This window comes from Bernardetia sp. Wsw4-3y2 (assembly GCF_037126295.1).
Classification (GTDB): domain Bacteria; phylum Bacteroidota; class Bacteroidia; order Cytophagales; family Bernardetiaceae; genus Bernardetia.
Window position 1 is genome coordinate 66,139 of the sequence record NZ_CP147018.1, and the last position, 22,638, is coordinate 88,776.

The window sequence follows — 22,638 nt, forward strand, 5'->3', positions numbered from 1 at the left end:
TACGGCAACTTCTCGCCATTGTCGGTGTCTCACCGATGATTCTTTAATAAACCATCATTCCCAAAATTCCGATGAGCATCATAATTTTACAAAAAAGACTAAGTTTTTTGTAGTTTTTAGTAGAGGAATTGAATTTCTTATTGTTCAGTAAAAAAATAAAATTTCCTACCAAAACAATCATTGTCAATTGATGCAAAAAGCGAAAAGAAGTATTAAGCGTAAAAAAAGGAACTACTAATAAGGAAAGAATCAGAAGAGAGGAAAGAAGGATAAGCAAATCTTTACTTTTTCTTTTACCTAAATGAATCACAGAAGTAAGACTGTTTTGAGAAATATCTCCTTCAAAATCTTCAAAATCTTTGATGACTTCTCTAAGCATAGAAAGCAAGAATGCCCAAATTGAAAAAAGCCAAATTGTGATAGGAATAGAATCAAAAGAATAAAGCAAACCTACCAAAACAATCGAAAAAGCTGTCAGAAATGAAACTAAAACAGGTTTCAAAACTCCTAGCTGTTTGCTGTACTTAGCATAAAAAATAAGTAAAAGACAACTAAAAAGAACTGAAAAACCAATTTGGAAGGAGATTATAAAACTTGAAAATAAGGCTACTCCAAAAAATAAACTGCTTAAAAAATAGAATAGATAAAGGTTTTTTTCTGTAAATGAACTTCGAAGAGGAGAGTTAACTAAATCTATTTTTCTATCAAATATATCATTCAAAATATAGCCTGCTGCTGCACTCAAAACGGTAGCCAAAACAAGCAAATAAAAATTAGAACAGAAAGTAAAATCTATTTTTTTAAATAAATTTGAAATACAAAGTGAAGTGTCTAATAAAAAAACACTTGTTAGTGTTTGGGTAAGAGCAAGAAGAAATAAATTGAGAGGACGTAAAGAGGAATAGAGTTGAAATACAAAACTGCAAAAAGATTTCATAAGTTATAAAGATTTGAAACTTGTGAGGGAAGCAAAACTTCCCCCTCAAGGCTTTCAACCAGCTATGAAAAAGCTTAGAAATTTTCTTATACCAAGTACAAGTGTATTTCTATTACCAAATGTATGATTTGATAGGCATAATTGCAAGCTATTTCTTAAAATTTGGTTAAAAAACTGAAATTATTTTTTATTTCGCTGTCTATTTCTTAAAAAAAAGACTTTTTAAATGATTTTTTAAGAATTGATACTAAACCTTTTTTGAGTAAGTTCTATTCTAATTTACTTATCTTTTTAAGTTTAGACGGCTACGTTTTTTTCTTTTGTATCAGTCAAATTGATTGCAACAACACTTTTTATTTCTTCCACATGACTCAAAATGGCTTGTTCGATGCCTGTTTTGAGTGTAATAGGAGAAATAGAACATGACCCACAAGCACCAATCATTTCTACTTTAACTATTCCGTCTTCTGTAATTTCTATTACTTTTACATCTCCTCCATCTGCTTTTAAATAAGGACGAATGGTATCTAAGGCTATTTCTACTCTTTTTTCTAAATTATTTTCTAGGCTCATAACTGCTTTATTTTATAATGATTTGATGAATAATTTGCATTCAAATATAATCAATTTTTAGGGATTTTCTTATCATAATTCCTAACTGTCAATAATTAAACTTTTATTGACAGTTAGGAATTATATCTTAGTTTGTAGAAACAGCTTCTGTTGGATTTTGTTGTGCATTTCTTACAGCTACACTTTGCGCTAGTTTTTGAGCAATATCCTTAAATGTTTCTGTAACAAGTTGAGATTGATTATCAAGGTTATCTTGAGCTGCTAAAGGAATTCCTTCATCACCAGCTTCACGAATAGATTGTACCAAAGGAACTTCTCCCAAAAATGGAACATCATTTCGTTTGGCTAATACTTTTCCCCCATTTTCTCCAAAAAGATAATATTTGTTTTCAGGAAGTTCGGCAGGTGTGAAATACGCCATGTTCTCAACAATTCCCAAAATAGGAACATTGATTTTTGGTTGTGTAAACATCGCCACTCCTTTTTGAGCATCTGCTAAAGCCACTCGTTGAGGTGTCGTCACGATTACTGCGCCTGTTACTGGAACAGTCTGAACCAAAGTAAGGTGAATATCACTCGTCCCTGGAGGAAGGTCAATAAACAAATAATCTAGTTCGCCCCAATCAGTGTCAGACAAAAATTGTTTAAATGCAGAACTTGCCATAGGACCACGCCACACGATAGCATCATCAGGAGGAGCAAGAAAACCGATAGATAGTAACTTTACGCCATGTTTTTCGAAAGGTAAAATAATATAACGCTCACCTTCTTGACGAACCCCAGGGCGTGCTGTTTCACAATCAAACATGGTAGGGATAGAAGGACCAAAAATATCAGCATCTATTAAACCTACTTTTGCGCCTGTTTGGGCAAGAGCAACAGCCAAATTTGAAGCAACAGTAGACTTACCAACGCCACCTTTTCCAGAAGCAACAGCAATTATATTTTTTACTTCAGGAAGTATTTTTCCTTTTCTAATTGTAGTAACATTTGAAGTCATTTCTATCTGACAACGAATGCTTTCATCGTATTTTTGATGAATTGCTTTTTCACAGTTGTTACGAATGAGTTCTTTGAGAGGACAAGCAGGAGTAGTCAAAACGACTGTAAAATGTACTGTTGTTTTGTTTACTTCTTGTTCTATTGATATATTTTTTATCATTCCTAAGGTAACCAAATCTTTTTTCAAATCTGGGTCATCTACCGTAGAAAGAGCTTCTAAAATTCCTTCTTTTGTAATTTGTATAGACATTATATATTTTTTGTAAATCTTTTTTTTAGCTGTTAAATAATGAATTACAAAAGTACGAAATTATCTAAATACATCTTACTCTGTTTGAGTTCAATAAAAGTTAAGTTCTTAAATAGCCACCACAATACGCTGTGAAAGGTGCTGACCTTGCAGTGTTCCAGATTTCCATTTTGGGAATGAAGCCAATACTTTTCTAGCTTCTTGTTCACAACCTTGTGCTTCTATATCAGTGATTTGTCCTTCACTACTGACTACAAAAGCAATATATTTTGTGTGTTTTTCAGAAGAAGTAGTTAGTTTACACGAATTTTCTTTATTCATCTCACTTTTCAAGACTTGAGCCACTTGTTCTAAAGACGCATTTTCAGGACTTGCATTTTCTTCTAAAATAGTTGTTGTAACAGCAGTTCCATTTTTGGGAGTTGGTAAATCTATTTTTTGAGAAAGAGAAGCTGTCAGGCGTTCGGCAGTTTCTAAATCTTTATTTGTGATAGAATAGGCTAAATCTGTTTTGTTTTCTGTTTGATTGCTAATTTCGGCTAGTTCTGTATTTGATTCATTTTGAGCTAAAAATAAACCCATTCCAATTACAAAAAGCAAACAAATAGAAGCTGCAATAGAGAAATAAGGATTAGAAAAAGACATAAAAACTGTTTTTGTCTTTTCACTAGATGTACTGCTAGAATTATTATTTTCTACTGCATTCAAAAGAGCATCAAAATCTTGATAGGATTTTATTTTCTCTGATGAAATAGGTTTTTGATTGAAATTTATATCTTGATTTTTCATAATTTTTATTTTTATAACCGTCGTTGAGGTTCAAATGCAACCGTCAACGAGGATTTATCATTAACTGATAACTGTTTACTGATAACTGGAAACTGATTCTTTTATTTTTTCTAATATTCTATATGTTCTCATTTTGGCTGCACTTTCTGTTGTTTCTAAGATAAAGGCAATTTCTTTGAATGATTTGTCTTCAAAAAAGCGAAGCTCTATCATCTGCATATCTTTTGTTTTGAGTTTTTCTAATACTTTTTTTAGTTGGTCTATTCGTTCTTGTTGTCTTTCATCAGCTAATTCTTCTGAAAAGTTAGTTAGTTTTTTTGCTGTTTCTTCTTCTAATGAATAGACAGGCATTTTTTTCTGTTTTCTATAATATTTCAAAAATTCATTGGAAGCAATTCTATACAACCATGCTGAAAATGGAACTCCTTTATATTCAAATTTCTGAATATTTTGGAGTGCTTTTATAAAAGTCTGAGAAGTCAAATCAGCAGCTAGAGCTTCATCATTAGCTTTTCGATATAAAAAACGAAAAATAGCTTCATAGTTTGCCTCATAAAGGAATCTAAAATTTTTAGAGTCTTTTTGGGCTGCTAAAATTTGTTCTTCTTCGCTTTTATCCGTTTTAGAATCTTGCAATGAAATATGTAGTTGAGATTGTGTCAAATGAAAATTTTGTGAATAGAATTTTACTTTAAAACAAAATTGAAAAGTTAAAAATAGCTGTTTCGAAAACTCTATGTGCTACTTTATTTACTCTTTACAAATAAAACCGTATTTTAGTCAAAAAGTAACATTTTTATATTGATTTTTTATAAATTTCTCTCAAAATTACAAAATAAACTCAAATTTAGGAGGTGGATTACTAGTTTGCTTTATAGTATATTCGTTTTACTTCACTGTTTTATTTATTTGCTTAACCTTTTTCAATCTTATGAAAAATAATAGTTTTACTTCTTTATTTGTTTTGCTTCTTTACGTGTTGTGTGCTTCAAACATTTTTGCTCAAACTACAGATAGTTTAGACAATCAAGAAAATATATCTACTCCACTTCATCTAGCCAAAGAAAAATTAACAGAAGCAGATCTGAATAAAACTACTTTTACAGAAGAGACACGCTTAGTTTCAGTAAGTCGTTCGGCAAAGGAACTCAAAGATATTCCCTCAACAGTATATGTAGTTACAAAAGAGGAAATTATGGAAAATGGATATATTACCCTTGTAGATGTATTGAAAACAGTTCCTTGGATAAAAGTTTCTCAACCTGGTTCTGGAGTTTTGGGTGAAATGTTTTTTATGCGTGGACAAATAGGAAATGAGTATACCAAAGTATTGATAAATAATGTTCCCATTCAGCCTGCTGTAAATGGTGCGCTTGCTATTGGAGCGCAACTTCCAATAGCTCAAGCCGAACGCATAGAGATTGTTTATGGACCTGCTTCAGCTGTGTATGGTGGTGATGCTGTGGCTGGTGTTATTAATATTATTACTCAAACTTCTGAAAAGTCTGCTTATGCACAAGCCAATGCTTATTTTGGAACAGATAATTATAGACATGTTGATTTTTTGGCAGGAGGAAAGGCTGGAAGAGATAGAAATGTTTTGCAATACAGTATTTATGGAAACCTTACTAAAAGAGATGATTTGGCTTTAGATGAAGATTCAGATGCTTTTAATCCGTTTAATACTTTTCTAAATGCTTTTACTAGCCCAAGTGATTTACAGACAAGACGGTTACTTAGAGATTTGGCGACCAACCAGCCAGATTCTTTTTTGACACTCTTAGAAGAAAAAGCTGGGCTTACTTCTTATGTCGGAACTCCTACTAAAGCAACAGTTAATCAATTGCCAGAACAAAGCTATTTGATAGGAGTAAAGTTTAATTATAGAAAACTGCAAGTTACGATAGATGAAATGTACAGTCGAAGGCATAGCGTTTTGGGACGTACTCCTGCTTTTTTCTCGTATGCCAATCCAGAAACCTATATGGCAGAAACTCTTCGTAGAACACACGTTTCTTATCAAACAAGCAATAAAAAGTCATCTTTTTTAATAAATGCTTCTTATTTGTATTATAGATTGGACGCAAATAGTTCTTTTGGTACAAATTATAATATTGGTCGTTCGGTAGGTCGCTCATATAGGTATGAAGGTTCGGATGATGTTTTTTTGGAAAGTATTTATACTAGAAAAATAAATCCACATTTTGAGTTAACAGGAGGTTTTTCTGTTACTACTTCTTTCAATCTGCCTGTGACAAATGATTTGGAGAAACCTTTTGATATAAATCTTTATGATAAGGCTGTAAATGGAAATCTTGAACCTGATCCTATATTAGGAAATTTTGGGTATAATGGAAATACCTTTTTTAATGGAGGTGTATTTCTTCAAGCCTATTATACAAAAAATAAATGGGTAGGTGTTTTTGGGTTAAGAGCAGATACTCGTAGTGGAGTAGATGCTGATACTACAGCTAACTCTTCTTTAAATCCTAGAATAGCTTTGTTGTATAAGGCAACTCCAAAATTATCATTCAGGGTTTCTGGAGCAACAGCTTTTCGTGCGCCACCTCCTTCTACTCAGTTTACTTCACTTGCTTTAGTAGATATTGAGACAGATTCAATTATTTATCAACAAGTTCCAAATCCTAATTTGAATCCAGAAACCTCTGTTACAATAGAAACAGGAATTCGGTATTTTCCAAGTAAAAATATTACTTTAGATATAGTAGGTTATTTTACAGGAACAAGAAGTCCAATTGTTGGGCGTTTTCGTCCAATAGATAAACAAATATATCCATTAGCTTCTTCCTTATCAGGAAACTCTAATGGAACAGCACGAGAATTTATAAATAGTGAAGATAGTCGTTCAGCTATTTATGGAATACAAGGAATTTTGAAGATAAAGAATATCATTGAACGTATTCATTTAGATACTGATTTGTTTTTTAGTTATACGCAAGGAAGTGAAGTTTTGCCAGATGACGGAGGTACAATAAATGATTATCGAATGCAGCCTGATTTTATGGGGCAGTTACGTGTCTCTTTTCGTCCCTCTCCAAAATGGTATATTAACTTTCAAAACGTACTGATGAGTAGTTGGTACAGACGAAATACTTTTAATATAGAACAGTATGAAGAAGAAAGAGCTAAAACAGATGGATATTATACACTTGATATGCTAGTTCGTCATTACTTCAACAAGAATGTAAGTGCCTACTTTAGAGTAAATAATGTCTTTGATACTGAGTATGGAGGTATAGATGCCACAGGTTTGGACATAGATGCTAATTTTAACCCTCAACTGTTAACAAATATACAAGCAGGTGTGAGTTTTAGAATTAATTAATATTTCATTTCTTAATTTATCAAATCGTATTATAAAATACAATGAAAAAAATAATTTATATAGATATGGACGGCGTTCTCTGTGATTATCAGAGTGCATTTGATAAAGCACTCCAACAGAATCCAAAAAATGCTTTTCCTCAAAGTCAATTTGATTTTTATAGAAAACTTCAGCCCATTGAAAATGCCATTGAGACAGTACACTTGTTATTGCAAAAAGAAGATTTTGATATTTATATTCTGACTGCACCTTCTATTTATAACCCTTTGTCTTATACCGAAAAGCGAATGTGGATAGAAGATTATTTTGGGATAGAAATGGTAGAAAGGTTAATTATTTCTCCTAATAAAGCACTTTTGAAAGGAGATTATTTGATAGATGATATAAAAGAAGGAAGAGGACAAGAAAATTTTGAAGGAAAACTAATTCATTTTGGTTCAGAAGAATTTTCTAATTGGAAAGCCGTTTTAGATTATTTTAATGAAATTTAATTATTTCCAATTAACATGCAATACTTCTTTTTTTAAAGATGTTTTCATTTCGTCTGGAATAAATTTCAAAATCTCATTTTCTAAAGAAAGCAATAATTTTTCTTTGATAAAATGGCGATAAGTTACCAAACCAATTTCACGAACAGGTGCAGGGCTTTTAAAATGACGAATATTTTGCATTTGTTTTTCTGTCATATCAGCTAAGGCAAGACTGGGAATAATTGTAATTCCGTTATTGATTTCTACAATTTTTTTGAGTGTTTCGATACTTGCTGCTGCAAAATCTAATTGATGTACTTCTTTTTCTTTGTTTTTAAGTTCACACAAATTAATTACTTGTGAGCGCAAACAATGTCCTTCCTCCAAAAGCCACAACCGATTTACATCAATATCTTCTGCCAAAAGATATTTTTTATCCATAAATTGTTCATTTTTAGAAGCATAAACCACAAACTGCTCATAAAAAAGAGGTTTTTCTATCAACATTTTGTTTTCTAATGGCGTTGCCAAAATTCCTGCATCAATTTCATTTCCTTCTAATCGTTGTACAATTTCCTCAGTTGTTAGTTCGCTAATCTGAACTTTTACCAAAGGATAGTTTTTGAGAAAAGAAGGTAAAAACAAAGGCAGAAGATAAGGCGCAAGTGTCGGAATAATACCAATTCGGAGTTCTCCACTTACTTTATCTTGCTCTTCGTTCACAAGTTCTTTTATCTTTTGAGCTTCTTGTAGTGTTATTTTGGCTTGTAAAATAATTTTCTCCCCTATATCTGTCGGAACAACAGGTTGTTTGCTTCTATCAAAAATCTTGACTTCTAGTTCTTCTTCTAGCTTTTTTATCATCATACTGAGCGTTGCTTGTGTTACAAAACAGGCTTCAGCAGCTTTCACAAAATGACGGTATTTGTCAATGGCAATGATATATTCTAGCTGTTGTAGATTCATAAATTAAATTCTTTTATAAAATTATCTAATTCTAATTATTAAAAACTCCTTTTCAAAACAACATAAATATCTGTATTTCTGCCTTTGTTATCAGTACAAGAAATCTTTGTTTTATTATGAGTTTTTCCTTTTTTGTTATTTTTATTTTGTGTTGCTTCAAACTCAAAAGGACTAAAAAAAACTCTTTCGTTAGGTTTACTTTCCTTAAAAAATTTATCATTGATATACCAAAAAACACTACTAATATCTGATGCTGTTCTGCATTCTAATAAAAGCTGTGTCGAATCATCATCTAAAATATATTCTCTGTTTTCAAAAAGTGAAATAATTTGAGGTGAGTTTTTGTCTTTAAAAATATGCGTACAATTCGGATTGTGAGGTGGAACACTACGAATTGGTAAATTTCTGTTTAAATAATAAGAAGTAAGCTCTGGTTTTATGTTGGGGAAATATTCTGTTTTATATTGAGAATTATCCTTAGGAAGACAAAAAGAACAATAGGTTATTTTAGTATTTTCTTGATTCTTTCCTTCCTCTTTACTCACAAAAACCTTTTTCAAATGCTTGCATTCATCGCTTTGCGAAATCGTTGGAATATAAAAGTCATTCAATAAACTCTCACAAAAATCAGCAGGAACTTTTCCAGTTTCACTGCAAACCATTCTTTGTTTTAATGTTTTTGGTGGTTTTATAGATTCATTGGTTGCTGCATAATCTACACTTCCAAAAAGCTGAAATAAAAGTGGCGTTGCTACCTGCGCTCCTGTCAGATATTCAGAACTCTGTCCATTAAAATTTCCAATCCAAACGCCTATTGTATAATGTGCATTGTAGCCAATACTCCACGCATCTCTACGACCATACGAAGTACCTGTTTTCCAAGAAATTTTTGGGACATTTTTACTGTTTTGATAATCAGAAGGAAAATCTGGACGTTCTACTTTTGTAAGAATATCCGAAACCATATAAGCAGATTCTTCTGAAATAAGTTGAAATGAAAAATTATCTTCTGCAATAGAATGACTTTTTTTATTTGTTTTTTTGTCTTTTTTATCACTATTTTTCTTTAAATAATGAGGTTTTTCAAAAACTCCTTTTGTAGAATAAGCTGAAAAAAGTCCGACCATTTCCTCCAAAGAAACTCCACACCCCCCTAAAGCCAAGGAAAGACCAAGTTTGTGTCTATCGGCTTCAATCTGAGAAAAACCTGCATCAGAAAGTTTCTGAACCATTTTAAAAACACTTAATTCTTTTAGTGTATTTACAGCAGGAACATTCAACGAATACGCCAGCGCAACTTCTACACTCACTTCTCCATTAAAATTCTTATCAAAATTTTCAGGCGTGTAACCGTCATAATCAATTGGAACATCTAGGAGTTTTCGTTTTGGAGTCAAAAAACCTTCATCGAATGCCATTCCGTAAATAAGAGGTTTTAATGTACTCCCAGGTGAACGATATGCCTGTACGCCATCCACTTGCCCATTGTGCAAAGAATCTGAAAAATCTTGTGAACCGATATAAGCACGAATTTCTTTTGTCTGATTATCGACAACCAAAATAGCCGAATTATAAATACCTAATTTTCCTAATCTACGAGTGTAATTTTGAGTAATCTGTTCTACTTTTTGCTGAATGGTTCGGTCTAAAGTAGTTTCTAAAATATTCTGATTTGGATATTTTGAATGTAGAAAGAACGAAAAATGAGGAGCTTCTCGGCTCATTTTTCTAAAATTAATATCTAAAGGTTCTTCTAAAGCATCATTTATATTTTCAGTTTTAAATAAATTATCGTTCTTAAAACGTTTTAACCATTTGTTTCGCTCTTTAATGATTTTTTGAACTGTAATCCAATAATCTTTATCCGAATTGGTAGAAAATCCTAACGTTGTCGGACGATTTGGAACAATAGTAAGAGCTGTAATTTGTGCCAAACTTAACTTTTCAGGTTCTTGTCCAAAATAGAGAAGAGAAGCCGATTTTACGCCTTCAATATTTCCACCATACGGAATTAGATTGAGATAAAGTTGTAAGATTTCGTCTTTTGAGTAATTTAATTCTAGCTGAAAAGCTCTAAATGTTTCGATGATTTTATTAAAATACGTTCTTGATTTTGGATTTAGTAATCGCACAACTTGCATTGTAATTGTAGAAGCTCCAGAAGTTCGTCTTCCAGTCCAAATATTTCTAGCTGCTGCACGCCCAACAGAAAACGGATTTACACCAAAATGATAATAAAACCAACGGTCTTCTTTATATAAAATCGTTTCTTTCAACGTTGGACTGATTTCATCTAATTCAGTTTGAAAACGCCATTTGTCATCTTTGCTCAAAAAGCCATATACAATTTCTCCTTTCCTGTCCAAAATAAGTTGAGAATAGGAAATATCTAATTTAAAAGGAAAGAAATAATTGCATGTGAAAAATAGAATTACGGTTGAGAGTAATCCGATTATACCTATTTTTAAAGTTAATTTGAAGAGTTTTTTGAGGAATTGTTTTATCATATTTTTGAGAGAGAAACGAATAAAATAAAATACTCGTCCATTTTTCGGTTGCTATACCATTTTGATTTTCAGAACTTTGAATAAAATCAAATTAAAATTACAAAACTTTTTCATCTTCTATCTTTAAAAAAATGGAAATTACAGATTCAAACCAAATCGCAACCTATTACAAAGCCTTAGTAGAGAAAAATGAGAATTTTGTAGGAATTTTCTATGTTGGTGTAAAGACGACTTCTATTTTTTGTATTGCCAATTGCCGAGCCAGAAAACCAAAGTTAGAAAATGTAATTTTTTATACCACTTTTAAAGAGGCTTTGAGCGAAGGTTTTCGTCCTTGCAAAATCTGTAAACCTACTCAAAATGCAAATCAAGCTCCTAAAGAAGTAGAAAAAGCTATTCAATTGGTTAAAGAAAATCCAAAAGAGAAAATATCAGATTATCGTTTGCAAGAAAATGATATTAGTGCAAAAGTAGTTCGTAATTGGTTTAAAAAAAATTATGGAATGACTTTTCACGCCTATCAACGTATGTACAGAATAAATACAGCTTTTCAAGAATTACAAAATGGAAAACAAACCACCGAAACAGCTTTCGAAATTGGTTACGAATCGTTAAGTGGTTTTGGTTATACTTTTAAAAAAATTATGGGAACATCACCAAAGAACAGTCAAAAAAATACTCAAATAATGAGTAAAAAGAAAGAAGACAAAACAGAATCAAAATCAACTGTTTTGATAAGCAGATTGACAACTCCTTTGGGAGCAATGTTTGTTTGTGCAACGGAAAATGGAATTTGTTTACTAGAATTTGCAGACCGAAAAATGTTAGAAACAGAATTTGCAGATATTCAAAAACGATTAAATGCTGTTATCTTGACAGGAGAAAACAAACATATTACTCAAGCAAAAAAAGAATTAGAAGAATATTTTGAAGGAAAACGAACCATTTTTGAAGTAAATTTAGAACCCATCGGAACAGATTTTCAAAAAACAGTTTGGGAAGGTTTGCATCAGATTGAATACGGGAAAACTCGTTCTTATCAAGAACAATCCGAACATTTAGGAAATCCGAAAGCTATTCGTGCTGTTGCTTCAGCAAATGGAATGAACAAAATATCGATTATTATTCCTTGTCATAGAGTTATCGGAAAAGATGGAAAACTGACAGGCTATGGAGGAGGGTTAGAGCGAAAAAAATGGCTTTTAATGCATGAAAACAAACACAATCCGAACAAGGAAGGAAATAAAAAAGAACTGCGTTTGTTTTGACAGGTTTTTTATAAAAATAATTAAAGAACTTTTCTTAGATTGCTTTCCATCTTATAAAATTTTAATTTAGAGATATTAAATCTAATAAAATAATTTTTTTTTAAAATGCTCAAATATATTTATATTCTATTAATTGCTCCATTGATTTTTACAGGTTGTGTCAAATCAAATCAACCTACTCAAGTTAAAGATAATACTAATTTATCAAAAATAGTTGATAGTGGTGCAAAAGAAATGCTTACGCAGCCACTAATTAACTCTGCATCTATTGCTATTTTTTATAAAGAAAAAGAATATATTGGACATTACGGAGAGCTAGAAAAAGGCAAAAATAACAAACCTAGCAATTCAACAATATATGAGATTGGTTCTCTAAGTAAAGTCCTCACAGGTACGCTTGTAGCCAATGCTGTGTTAGAAGAAAAAATTGATATTGAAGATAATATTACTAAATATTTAGATGGAGAATACCCTAATCTAAGTTATTCAAATCAGCCTATAAAAGTAAAAAACCTACTGACTCATACAAGTAGACTTCCTAATATGCTTCCTTTAGAGTTAAATCCCATATTAGATAATTTTTTAGATTATGACACTCCATTAAAAATCAATGAAGTATTGAAAGAGTATAATAAAACTAAATTTTTAAAAGATTTACATACCATCAAAATAGATGCTCAATTGGGAAAGAAATATTCATATTCAAGTGCAGGAACAGAGCTTACAGCGCATATTTTAGAACAGATTTATAAGACAGATTATGAAAATATATTAACTAATTTCCTCTCCAAAGAAATAGGGATGACTAATACAAAAGTTAATCTTAATGAAGAAGACTCAAAAGAATTGGCAGTAGGTTATCATGTAGATAACCCAAAAGCCACCCTTCCTATGGGAAAACTACCTTGGGGAGCTGGTGGAGGTATAAAATCTACGATTCCTGATATGATGAGTTTCATAAAGTACCAACTCAAAAATAATATGGTTGTAGAAGAATCACATAAGACATTATATAAAGCTGATTCAACTACTGAAATAGCTTATTTTTGGAGAGCAGATTTAGCAGATACTAAACTAGGAAAATATTATTTTCATCATGGAGGCGTACCAAGGTCTCAATGCTACATTTTTATTATTCCAAAGCATAATTTAGGTGCTTTTATAATTACGAATCAAAGTGGTACACAAACAGCAAAAATAATGGCAACAACGTTAGATAAAATATTTGAGGAGTTATTAGAAATAAAAAATTAAAAGATATTTTTAGTTTAAATTCATTCCTATCATATTAGCAATTTGTTAAAAAATAAAGCTATTTTTGTAATTATCTTCTTAAAAACAATATCAGAAATTAGCATGGATTTTATAACAATAGACTTCGAAACTGCCAATTCGTATAGAAATAGTGCGTGTGAAATAGGACTTACCTTTGTTAAAGAGAGCCAAATTATAGAAACAAAATCTTGGTTAATTCGTCCAAAAATCAATCAATTTGATCCAATGAATGTTTCTATTCACGGAATTACGGCTGCTGACGTTTGGGAACAACCTCGTTTTGACCAGCTTTGGAAATCGGATTTGAAAGATTTATTAGAAAATCAGTTTTTGATAGCACATAATGCTAGTTTTGACTTTTCGGTTCTTCGAAAAACATTAGACCATTACAACTTGCCTTATCCTGATTTGTCGTATTCGTGTAGTTATCTGTTTGCCAAAAAGATTTGGACAGAGATGCCTCGTTATGATTTGAAGACCCTTTGTAACCAAAATGAAATTTATTTTCGTCATCACAGAGCAGGTTCTGATGCCGATGCAACAGCACAATTAGCTATAAAAGGTTTTGAGAAAATGAATGTTACTTGTCAAAAAACATTTTCCGAAAAACTAGAAATTACGGTTGGAAAACTTTTTAAAGGTGGATATATTCCTTCTACCAACCACAAAAAAACGAAGAGAAAAAGAACATACTAGTTGGACAAAATTAAATACAAATGAACTAGAGGAAAATTTGTGGAAGTCGTCGGTGAGGCACTGACAATGGCAAAAAAGGAGGCTTATAAAATTAAATAACAAGAAAAAATAATTAGACAGACTTTATAGATTATTCAAAATTATAATATCATCTGATTTTTTTGTATTTTTGGGTATAAAACGGCTATTAAAAAGTCGTCTAAACGATACACACATACCACCAATAAATACACTAAAAATGCTCAAAATTATTGAATGTCCTCGTGATGCGATGCAAGGCTTATCGCATTTTATAGATACAGATATTAAAATAAATTATCTCAATTCGCTTCTCAAAGTGGGCTTTGATACACTTGATTTTGGAAGTTTTGTTTCTGAAAAAGCAATTCCTCAAATGAGAGATACAGCAGAGGTTTTAGAAAATCTTGATTTATCAACTACAAATACAAAACTGCTTGCTGTCATTGCAGGCTATGGAGGATTGAAGCGTGCTATTGAGTTTGAAAAAATAGATTATTTAGGCTTTCCTCTGTCTATTTCTGAAACTTTCCAAATTAGAAATACCAAAAAAACGATTGAAGAAGCTCTCGGTGTAGTAAGTGAAGCACAAAATTTGTGTCTAAAAAATGACAAAAAATTAGTGGTTTATTTGTCAATGGCTTTTGGAAACCCTTATAAAGAAGCATACAATCCAGAAATTGTGGGCGAGTTTATGAAAAAACTAGATGAGATGGAAATCAAAATTATTCAGCTCTCAGATACAATTGGCTCTTCTACTAGAGAAAATATTATTCCTTTATTCGAATCACTGACTAAAGAATTTCCTCATATCGAAATTGGTTCTCATTTTCACTCTCCTCTTCGAACTGCTAGTGAAAAAATTGAAGCTGCGTATCAAGCAGGTTGTAGACGTTTTGATGGTGCAATGCTTGGTTTTGGAGGTTGTCCAATGGCAAAAGATGAACTAACAGGAAATATTCCTACTGAATCTATTTTGGCGTTTGCAAATATGAACGAACTAGAAACAGGTTTGGATATGGTCAAATTTAGTGAATCATTAAATCAAGCTAAACAAGTCTTTGATGAAAAAGTAATTGTTTGAACAACGAAATGACATTATTTTTCAAGTAATTCTAAACAAGAAACTGTATTTTTGATTCATTAAAACATATCACAGACTTACTAATCTGTGAAAAAAATAAACTGATTAAAAAGGCTATTTAACAGACAGGGATGTCTGTTTTACATTAATACATTATGACCGACGTACTTATCATTGGAGGAGGAATTGCAGGACTTACGGCTGCTAGAAAATTACATAGAAGAGGACTTTCTGTCAAAATCATCGAAGCAACAGATAGAGTAGGTGGCAGAGTAAAAACTGATATCGTAAATGGCTTTCGTTTGGATAGAGGTTTTCAAGTTCTTCTGACAGCTTATCCAGAAGCACAAAAAGCATTAAGTTACTCAAAACTTCAACTCAGAACTATTGATGCAGGTGCGCTTTTGCATACTGATAAAGGAGTTTTTGAGTTTGCAGACCCATTTAGAAATCCATCAAAAACGCTTTCTACACTAGCTAATCCGATAGGAACGTGGGCAGACAAATTGCGTATGCTTTTGGTGAAAACGGAAATCAATGGAAAGGATTTGCATGAGATTTTTACGCAACCCGAAACTACAACCTATCAAGCTCTTAGAGAAAATTATCATTTTAAAAGCTCGTTGATAGAACAGTTTTTAAATCCATTTTTGGCAGGAATATTTTTAGAAAAAGACTTAGAAACTTCTAACCGAATGTTTGATTTTGTCTTTCAAATGTTTTCGAATGGAAAAGGAGCAGTTCCAGCTTTGGGAATGGAAGAAATTCCTCGTCAGTTGGCTAGTGTTTTGCCAAATGATGCTATTGTTACTAATGAAAGAGTAGTTTCAATTCATAAAAATGTAGCCACTACAGAAAGTGGAAATGAGTTTGAAGCAAAAACTATCTTGATAGCAACGGATAATAATGAGTTTGCACAATCGTACCGAGCAAATACTACAGAAAATGAAAACACAAGAGGAACAACAAATCTATATTTCTCAATGGACAAATCAATTGTAAAACGTCCTATTTTGTGTCTAAATTCGTTAGAAAGCCGATTGGTAAATAATTTTGTAGTAATGAGTGATATTTCTTCGGATTATGCGCCGATTGATAAATCACTACTTTCAGTTTCGATTGTTACAGATGATGAAAATAAAGACTTCACAGAAGAAGAGTTGGTAGAAAAGGCAAGAAGAGAACTAAGTTTGTGGTACGGAACGCACGCCTACGAGTGGGATTTTTTAAGGTCGTATTCTATCTCTGATGCTCTTCCAAATCAAAACTCTGTAAAACACACGCCTTCTATGGAAGATTTGAAAATACATGATGGTTTGTACCGTTGTGGTGATTATCTTTTGAATGGTTCTTTGAATGCTGCAATGCGTTCTGGGCGTTTGGTGGCGAATTTGATTGGAGATGAGATTTAGATTGATTTAAACCTATAAGGTTTTTGGAAACCTTATAGGTTTTTTGTTTATCTAATCCACCACAGCCATTCCAATTTCATAAAGTTGTCTTTTGATTTTACTTTTGGGAGCATTTTCATTATTCTCACTTTTAGGAAGCCAAATTGCATCATTTGTTGTGTCATTGATGTCTTCTAAATTAATTTTTTGAGAAGTAGAAACAAAATCTTTTACAAAGAAATCAGTTAGTTCTTTTGCCTTTTCGATGGTGTGAGAAATGGCAGGATGAAGCTCAGCATCTAGGTTTTGAATTACTTCTTCTACATTCGGTTTCAAAAGAAAAGAAACAGGCAATTTATAAATACTTACATTTTCGTTTTCTTCTTTTATGAATACACAAAAAGGATTTTGTTTTCCTTCTGATGCTACGATATTGTATTCTTTTCGTGCTTCTTCAAAAGTAGTTGCATCAAAAAATATAGCTACTTTTTCTTTTTTATGGTAATCAGAATCTAAAAGTTCGCTTTCTAGTTTTTTGAATAAAGTTCTGAAAAAATAAGGTCTTTTGGCTGTATGAACTCTACAATTAAGAGATTGATAGACCAAATAAGTCATAAAATCCGTAGGTGAAAAACCAATTTCGGCAGCTTGACGGAAAATAAGCGAAGTAGGCGACATTCCTGGAAGTGTATTTATGTCGATGAGTTCAATGGTATTTTCATCTGTATAGAAGCCATCAATTCTTGCACAAGCGTCAAACTTAAAGGTTTGAAAAATCTCTTTACATTTTTCTTGAATTTCTATAATTTTGTCTGTCGGAATATCTATCGGAATGCGTTTTTGACTTGCATTAGGTAAATATTTTGCTTCAAAATCATAGACTTTTGTTAATGTTATTATTTCTGTTGGAGGAAGTGCAATAGCTTCTAAATTTTCATTCTGAATAATTCCACAAGAAAATTCTTTCCCTGATAAATGCTGTTCAAACAAAACCATATCTTCGCTTTCAAAAGAAAAAAGCAAAGCATCTTCTTCAGAATAAGAAAAGAAATCATTCAGTTTTGCAATCAGTTTTATTGGAGAATAAATAATTTGTTCACCCAAATTTCCACCTAAAAGAGATTTTTCTTCAAAAATAACAGGCAAACCAATTCCTTTTTCTAGACTCATTAGTCCATTTACATATTCTTTTCGCTGTGGTTCTGTTAATTCTGTCCATTCCTCTTTTGAAATCTGACGAGCAAAAAGAGAAGTATTGACGGCTTTTGTGAAGGCTTCCAAATTATCAACTTTCAGAATAGAAACTCCAATCGAAGAACCTTGATAAGGAGCTTTTATGACGAGAGGTAAGCCCAATTTTGATTTTAACTCTTCAAAAAGCGTACTTCTATCACATTTTGACCATGCGTCTTTTCTCATCATGTGATACTTTCTATTACTTCCTAAACTCAATTTTTCATTTACAACTTGTTGCAAATGCTTGTCAATAGAAAAAGAAGAAGAAAAAATTCCACAACCCGAATACGGAATCTGTAACCATTCAAAAAGTCCTTGCAACATGCCATCTTCGGCAAATGTTCCGTGCAACATCAAAAGAGCAAAATCTATATGTTCAGACAAACTTTCAGTAGGAATTGGTGTTCCCACTTCTTCCATTATTTTTCTATGCTTTTCCTTGGTCAAATCTTCAAGCGTTTCGATATAGACAGGTGAAAACTCATCGTACTCTTCTGGAATAGATTCTTGAGTAGGATAAAAATGAGAAATGGCTTTGTGTTCGAACTGAACAGGATTTATTTTGATAAACTTTCCTAAGCTATCTACCAAAATATAAACAGGCTCAAAAAGTGAACGATTGAGGGTTTGGGAAACCGTTTTTGCTCCTGAAAATGAAATTTCACGTTCACGAGAAACCCCACCAAAAAAAACACCTATCTTTATCATAAGTAGTGAGTTGTTGTATTAAAAAAAGTATATTCTTTTGTATGTAGAAACTAGTACGACAAACATAATGAATGCTAAAAAATAAACTTAAATTTTTAGTAATTTATAAAAACAGGGTTAAAACCCTGTCCAATTGAAAAAATACCTTGTGAATTATAAATTGAACAGGGTTTTAACCCTGTTTAGTAATGCAATGAATTTTTAAAAAATGTAAAATAAATTTACAATTTCTAAATTATAAAGCAAAGGTAGATTAATCGTTACTTTATTTTATGAAATTTTGAAAATCAATTTTACTCTTCCAAATTATCAGTCTGTTTGAGTTCTTTTTCAGCCTGTAATTCTTGTATTACCTTTCGTAATTCTCGTTCTTTTTCTTCTGCTTCTTGAAGCATTGTATTGATTATTCTTTCTTTGCGTTCCATCTCTTCTTGTGTGGCTTGTAGTTCTTCTACATTTTGGCGCATTTCTTCTTCTTGTGCTGAAACAGCCTCTCGTTGCATTTGAGACTCCTCCAAAAGTTTGCGAGTGCGAGTTGTATTTTGCACAGAAATTATAGACGAAGTAATATTTTCACATACTTTTTCTACAAAATCTATTTCATATTTTTTGAGTGTTTTGAAAGCTGCTAATTCCAAAATACCAATATTTTCTTCTGAAATGGTAAGAGGAACAAATAATAAAGAGACAGGTTTTGCACTTCCTAATGCTGAGCCAATATATAAATAGTCATTTGGTAGATTTTCTAAATAAAGTGTTCTGTTTTCTTGATAGGTTTCTCCTACTAATCCTTCTCCTATTTGTATGGTGTTTTTACGATTTTTATGTGAGTCATAAGCAAACCAAGCTTTTAATTCTAATTCGTTTTTTGAATGAATATCTTGATTTAATAAATACAAACTAGCTTGTGAAATATTCAGATATTTTACGAGTTCACTTACAAAAATCTGTGTTAGCTCATCAATATCTTCATTAAAATCTCTCAAGATTTTTGCAAAATGTGCTTCTCCAGTAACTGCCCAATTTAATTGTTCATCTTTTTCAGCAATCATTTTAAGACTATCACGCATGTTGATAAATGCTTGTCCGACTTCTCCATTTTCATTAAAAGGAATGACTTTAGTGTCAAATTTTTCACTTCCAACATCTTTAGCAAATATTTTTAAACGTTCCATATCTTGTGCTAAATGATTGAGAGCTGCTTCTATAGGCGTAACTTCATCGTTTTCATGTGTTTTGATTTGATTAGACAAATTTCCTTTTGCAATCTGACGAAGAGAATGTTTAATGATATGAAGACGAAGTAATAATTTATGATTGATAGAGTAAGCCAACCAAACACAAACTAAAGTCAAGACAATCATCCAAGCTGGCAAAACAATAACCCAAAGATTTTGAGTGTGAAAACTAATAGCTGCTTTTGCTCTGTCTATTTCTTCATTTTGAATATTTATAATGAGTTCTAAAACGGCACGTACATCATCAGTCAGAAGCTCTAATTGATCAACTTGACGCACTCTTTCTGTCTTAGAATCTTCTTTCAAATCTGCATTTCTAGCAAAATATTTTTGTTCTACATTATTTTGTTCTTTTCTCAAGCGATTTGCTTTTGTACGTACATCATAAACAAGTGAAATAACTGCCTCATTACGCCATTGGTCAGTATAATTGCTTAAAGCTGCTAGTGCAACTTCACAATCTTTCCAAACTGTTTCTCTCTCAGTTCGGTATTCTTCTTCGCTGGTGGCTAAATAAATAGCTGTTAGGCTAGTGCTACTGCTAATACAGTCTTCAATTACCTTTGAATAATATTGAGTAGGCGCAGTATTGTCTATAATATGATTATATTGAGAAATAACTTGATTGTCTATGTACCACCACGTTCCGATAAGTGTAATTGTTGCCAAGACACCCATCAAAGTTATGCCCATTGTGATTTTGCCACGAAAATTTTGTGGAGATAAATAAAGCCAAATAATATTTTGTTTCTTTGCCATCAAAAAAATCTTTGAGTTTTATCCTAATTTCTTATTGCCTTTCTGTTTTTAAAAATATAGGGTAAGATAGTTTTTTTTATTGAGTTTTAAAGGGATTTTTTTAAAATTTTGTTAGATTTAGATAATTAGAGTAAAAATTCAAAACTAGAGGAACATAAATATATGAAAACTAAGAAACTAACTATTAACGAACTACTTGCTGAAATAGCTGATCATAGAAAAGAAGTGAGAAATTATAAAGACGTTTTGCATCGAATCAAATTAGTGGCTAAAATGGGAATGTGGGAAATAGATGTAGAAAAAAAAGAAGTAATTTGGAGTGATGTTACACGAGAAATTCATGAGGCTGAACACGAATATAATCCAAGTATAGAAGAAGGAATTAATTTTTTTACAAAAGGAAAAAGTCGACAAGCCATTACACAAGCATTTAATAAAGCGATTGAGCAAAATACAGACTATGACCTAGAAGTTCAAATAAAAACAGCGAAAGGAAACATAAAATGGACACGAGTTATCGGTATAAGTGAGTTTAAAGATGGTAAATGTATAAGGGTATATGGGCTTTTTCAGGATATTGACCAAAATGTAAAATATAGAATGGAGTTAGAAAGACAAAAAGAACTTTTCAGGCAAACCTTTGAATTTGCACCAAATGGAATGGCACTGATTAGTTTGGAAGGAAAGTGGGTACAAGTCAATCAACAGGTTTGTAATATGTTAAATTATACAAAAGAAGAATTATCTAAACTTACTTTTCAAGACATCACACATCCCGAAGACTTAGATTTGGATTTGAAACTTTTAGAAGAACTTTTAGCTGGAAAAAGAGAAAGTTATCAGATGGAAAAACGCTATTTTGATAAGTCAAGTAACTTGGTATGGGCTTTACTAAGTGTATCTATGATGAAAGATGAGACAGGCAAACCTCTGTATTTTGTTTCTCAGTTGACAAACATTACAGAAAAAAAAAATTATCAGAAACAACACTTGCTCAAAACAAAAGATTGCTTAACTTCGCCCATATTGTATCACACAATCTTCGCTCGCATACTAGCAATTTTTCTATGCTTCTTTCTATGATGAAAATGGAAAATCCAAAGTTAGTAGATAATGATTTTTTTCCTCTTTTGATGCAATCATCAGATAATTTGCAAGAAACTCTATCTTATCTTACTGATATTGTAGTTATGCAAAATGAAGTAAAAGAGAATACACAACCTTTGAATCTATATAAATATATAGAAAAAGCATATTCTTCAATAAAAAGTCAGTTTACTTCTACAAATGCAAAAATACATAACCGAGTAAATAAAAAACTATTTGTAAAAGCTATTCCAGCTTATTTAGAAAGTATTATTTTAAATTTTCTGACCAATTCAATAAAATATCGTTCTGATGATAGAAATCCTGTTATATTTATTGAATCAGAAGAAAATCCTTATTATATTGTTTTTTGTATAAAGGATAATGGATTAGGAATAGATTTGGAAAAACATGGCAACAAGCTTTTTGGCATGTACAAAACATTTCATAATAAAGATGATGCTCGTGGGATAGGTCTTTTTATTACTAAAAATCAAATTGAAGCTCTTGGAGGGAAAGTAGAAGTAGAAAGCGAAGTTAATAAAGGAACTACATTTAAAATTTATTTAAAAAATGCCACAGTTTAATCATGTATGTATCATAGACGATGATCCTATTTATATTTTTACTACTCGTAAGATAATGGAAATGGGTAATTTTTCTAGTTATATTGAAGTTTTCAAAAATGGAAAAGAAGCCTTAGAAGCTCTCAAGCCTAGAGTAGAAGCAAATGAAAATATTCCTGAAGTAATATTTTTGGATTTGAATATGCCCATTATGGATGGTTGGCAATTTTTGGAGGAGTTTATGACACCAAATACTCAAAAAATTATTATCTATATTGTTTCTTCTTCTATTGATCCTGCTGATCTAAATAAAGCAAAACAGTATTCACTAGTAACAAACTATATTGTAAAACCTATTACACCTGATAAACTTAAAGGATTATTTGATAAAATAGAAAAATAAAGCCAAATTTGTTTTTAAGTTATTTGCTAACTAATATTGCAATATAAGTTGATAAACTAATAATTTATTA

19 protein-coding genes are annotated in these 22,638 nt (G+C 31.5%); 10 read left to right on the forward strand and 9 right to left on the reverse strand.

Annotation, left to right across the window (positions count from 1 at the left end):
- Positions 1-43 precede the first annotated feature (43 nt).
- The 5 genes from V9L05_RS21730 to V9L05_RS21750 form a co-directional block, all read right to left on the reverse strand.
- The gene (locus V9L05_RS21730; RefSeq protein WP_338815661.1) at positions 44-937 is read right to left on the reverse strand and encodes a geranylgeranylglycerol-phosphate geranylgeranyltransferase; all 894 of its coding nucleotides are present in this window, start codon (positions 935-937) and stop codon (positions 44-46) included.
- 297 nt (positions 938-1,234) lie between these two features.
- Positions 1,235-1,510 (reverse strand): NifU family protein, encoded by a 276-nt coding sequence (locus V9L05_RS21735; RefSeq protein WP_338815662.1) that lies wholly within the window; start codon positions 1,508-1,510, stop codon positions 1,235-1,237.
- 127 nt (positions 1,511-1,637) lie between these two features.
- Positions 1,638-2,756, reverse strand: a complete 1,119-nt coding sequence (locus V9L05_RS21740) for an Mrp/NBP35 family ATP-binding protein (protein WP_338815816.1) — start codon at positions 2,754-2,756, stop codon at positions 1,638-1,640.
- A 114-nt stretch (positions 2,757-2,870) separates the two neighbouring features.
- Positions 2,871-3,551 carry a hypothetical protein gene (locus tag V9L05_RS21745; protein ID WP_338790767.1) on the reverse strand — a complete coding sequence of 227 codons (681 nt, stop codon included), beginning with the start codon at positions 3,549-3,551 and terminating at the stop codon, positions 2,871-2,873.
- 75 nt (positions 3,552-3,626) lie between these two features.
- Positions 3,627-4,187, reverse strand: coding sequence for a sigma-70 family RNA polymerase sigma factor (locus tag V9L05_RS21750; protein WP_338815663.1), 561 nt, complete (start codon positions 4,185-4,187; stop codon positions 3,627-3,629).
- Between the two features lie 295 nt (positions 4,188-4,482).
- Here V9L05_RS21750 and V9L05_RS21755 point away from each other — a divergent pair, with 295 nt between their 5' ends.
- Positions 4,483-6,897 (forward strand): TonB-dependent receptor, encoded by a 2,415-nt coding sequence (locus tag V9L05_RS21755; RefSeq protein ID WP_338815664.1) that lies wholly within the window; start codon positions 4,483-4,485, stop codon positions 6,895-6,897.
- 41 nt (positions 6,898-6,938) lie between these two features.
- A complete protein-coding gene (locus V9L05_RS21760; protein ID WP_338790770.1) occupies positions 6,939-7,388 on the forward strand; it encodes a hypothetical protein in 450 nt (149 codons plus the stop codon).
- On the opposite strand, the gene V9L05_RS21765 is transcribed toward V9L05_RS21760, so the two are convergent.
- Complete coding sequence (locus V9L05_RS21765; protein ID WP_338815666.1) at positions 7,389-8,333, reverse strand: hydrogen peroxide-inducible genes activator; 945 nt, start codon at positions 8,331-8,333, stop codon at positions 7,389-7,391.
- Positions 8,334-8,371: 38 nt separating this feature from the next.
- On the reverse strand, positions 8,372-10,840 hold the full coding sequence (gene pbpC, locus V9L05_RS21770; protein ID WP_338815667.1) for a penicillin-binding protein 1C: 2,469 nt from the start codon (positions 10,838-10,840) through the stop codon (positions 8,372-8,374).
- 131 nt (positions 10,841-10,971) lie between these two features.
- Between pbpC and V9L05_RS21775 the strand changes: the two genes are divergently transcribed.
- From V9L05_RS21775 to V9L05_RS21795, 5 genes are all read left to right on the forward strand, one after another.
- Positions 10,972-12,108, forward strand: a complete 1,137-nt coding sequence (locus tag V9L05_RS21775) for a methylated-DNA--[protein]-cysteine S-methyltransferase (RefSeq protein WP_338815668.1) — start codon at positions 10,972-10,974, stop codon at positions 12,106-12,108.
- A 105-nt stretch (positions 12,109-12,213) separates the two neighbouring features.
- Positions 12,214-13,362: a serine hydrolase domain-containing protein gene (locus tag V9L05_RS21780; protein ID WP_338815669.1), complete on the forward strand. Its 1,149-nt coding sequence runs from the start codon at positions 12,214-12,216 to the stop codon at positions 13,360-13,362.
- A gap of 102 nt (positions 13,363-13,464) precedes the next feature.
- Complete coding sequence (locus V9L05_RS21785) at positions 13,465-14,079, forward strand: 3'-5' exonuclease (RefSeq protein WP_338815670.1); 615 nt, start codon at positions 13,465-13,467, stop codon at positions 14,077-14,079.
- Between the two features lie 238 nt (positions 14,080-14,317).
- Positions 14,318-15,181 carry a hydroxymethylglutaryl-CoA lyase gene (locus V9L05_RS21790; protein ID WP_338815671.1) on the forward strand — a complete coding sequence of 288 codons (864 nt, stop codon included), beginning with the start codon at positions 14,318-14,320 and terminating at the stop codon, positions 15,179-15,181.
- Between the two features lie 155 nt (positions 15,182-15,336).
- Positions 15,337-16,593: an NAD(P)/FAD-dependent oxidoreductase gene (locus V9L05_RS21795; RefSeq protein WP_338815672.1), complete on the forward strand. Its 1,257-nt coding sequence runs from the start codon at positions 15,337-15,339 to the stop codon at positions 16,591-16,593.
- Positions 16,594-16,644: 51 nt separating this feature from the next.
- Here V9L05_RS21795 and V9L05_RS21800 read toward each other — a convergent pair whose 3' ends face one another.
- On the reverse strand, positions 16,645-18,516 hold the full coding sequence (locus tag V9L05_RS21800) for a D-alanine--D-alanine ligase (protein ID WP_338815673.1): 1,872 nt from the start codon (positions 18,514-18,516) through the stop codon (positions 16,645-16,647).
- A 293-nt stretch (positions 18,517-18,809) separates the two neighbouring features.
- Positions 18,810-20,513 (reverse strand): GAF domain-containing protein, encoded by a 1,704-nt coding sequence (locus V9L05_RS21805; protein ID WP_338815674.1) that lies wholly within the window; start codon positions 20,511-20,513, stop codon positions 18,810-18,812.
- A gap of 162 nt (positions 20,514-20,675) precedes the next feature.
- Here V9L05_RS21805 and V9L05_RS21810 point away from each other — a divergent pair, with 162 nt between their 5' ends.
- The 3 genes from V9L05_RS21810 to V9L05_RS21820 are packed head-to-tail and all read left to right on the forward strand — an operon-like array spanning position 20,676 to position 22,568.
- Positions 20,676-21,596: a PAS domain S-box protein gene (locus tag V9L05_RS21810; RefSeq protein WP_338815675.1), complete on the forward strand. Its 921-nt coding sequence runs from the start codon at positions 20,676-20,678 to the stop codon at positions 21,594-21,596.
- Positions 21,581-22,186: an ATP-binding protein gene (locus V9L05_RS21815; RefSeq protein WP_338815676.1), complete on the forward strand. Its 606-nt coding sequence runs from the start codon at positions 21,581-21,583 to the stop codon at positions 22,184-22,186. The genes V9L05_RS21810 and V9L05_RS21815 overlap by 16 nt, the downstream gene beginning before the upstream one ends.
- The gene (locus V9L05_RS21820; protein WP_338815677.1) at positions 22,173-22,568 is read left to right on the forward strand and encodes a response regulator; all 396 of its coding nucleotides are present in this window, start codon (positions 22,173-22,175) and stop codon (positions 22,566-22,568) included. Before V9L05_RS21815 ends, V9L05_RS21820 begins: the two co-directional genes overlap by 14 nt.
- Positions 22,569-22,638 lie beyond the last annotated feature (70 nt).

What these genes read in the sequence shown, in the direction of transcription:
- V9L05_RS21730 (WP_338815661.1), bottom strand. Translation starts at nt 937, where the DNA reads ATGAAATCTTTTTGCAGTTTTGTATTTCAACTCTATTCCTCTTTACGT.
- V9L05_RS21735 (WP_338815662.1), bottom strand. Translation starts at nt 1,510, where the DNA reads ATGAGCCTAGAAAATAATTTAGAAAAAAGAGTAGAAATAGCCTTAGAT.
- V9L05_RS21745 (WP_338790767.1), bottom strand. Translation starts at nt 3,551, where the DNA reads ATGAAAAATCAAGATATAAATTTCAATCAAAAACCTATTTCATCAGAG.
- V9L05_RS21755 (WP_338815664.1), top strand. Translation starts at nt 4,483, where the DNA reads ATGAAAAATAATAGTTTTACTTCTTTATTTGTTTTGCTTCTTTACGTG.
- V9L05_RS21760 (WP_338790770.1), top strand. Translation starts at nt 6,939, where the DNA reads ATGAAAAAAATAATTTATATAGATATGGACGGCGTTCTCTGTGATTAT.
- V9L05_RS21765 (WP_338815666.1), bottom strand. Translation starts at nt 8,333, where the DNA reads ATGAATCTACAACAGCTAGAATATATCATTGCCATTGACAAATACCGT.
- pbpC (WP_338815667.1), bottom strand. Translation starts at nt 10,840, where the DNA reads ATGATAAAACAATTCCTCAAAAAACTCTTCAAATTAACTTTAAAAATA.
- V9L05_RS21775 (WP_338815668.1), top strand. Translation starts at nt 10,972, where the DNA reads ATGGAAATTACAGATTCAAACCAAATCGCAACCTATTACAAAGCCTTA.
- V9L05_RS21780 (WP_338815669.1), top strand. Translation starts at nt 12,214, where the DNA reads ATGCTCAAATATATTTATATTCTATTAATTGCTCCATTGATTTTTACA.
- V9L05_RS21785 (WP_338815670.1), top strand. Translation starts at nt 13,465, where the DNA reads ATGGATTTTATAACAATAGACTTCGAAACTGCCAATTCGTATAGAAAT.
- V9L05_RS21790 (WP_338815671.1), top strand. Translation starts at nt 14,318, where the DNA reads ATGCTCAAAATTATTGAATGTCCTCGTGATGCGATGCAAGGCTTATCG.
- V9L05_RS21795 (WP_338815672.1), top strand. Translation starts at nt 15,337, where the DNA reads ATGACCGACGTACTTATCATTGGAGGAGGAATTGCAGGACTTACGGCT.
- V9L05_RS21800 (WP_338815673.1), bottom strand. Translation starts at nt 18,516, where the DNA reads ATGATAAAGATAGGTGTTTTTTTTGGTGGGGTTTCTCGTGAACGTGAA.
- V9L05_RS21805 (WP_338815674.1), bottom strand. Translation starts at nt 20,513, where the DNA reads ATGGCAAAGAAACAAAATATTATTTGGCTTTATTTATCTCCACAAAAT.
- V9L05_RS21810 (WP_338815675.1), top strand. Translation starts at nt 20,676, where the DNA reads ATGAAAACTAAGAAACTAACTATTAACGAACTACTTGCTGAAATAGCT.
- V9L05_RS21815 (WP_338815676.1), top strand. Translation starts at nt 21,581, where the DNA reads ATGCTTCTTTCTATGATGAAAATGGAAAATCCAAAGTTAGTAGATAAT.
- V9L05_RS21820 (WP_338815677.1), top strand. Translation starts at nt 22,173, where the DNA reads ATGCCACAGTTTAATCATGTATGTATCATAGACGATGATCCTATTTAT.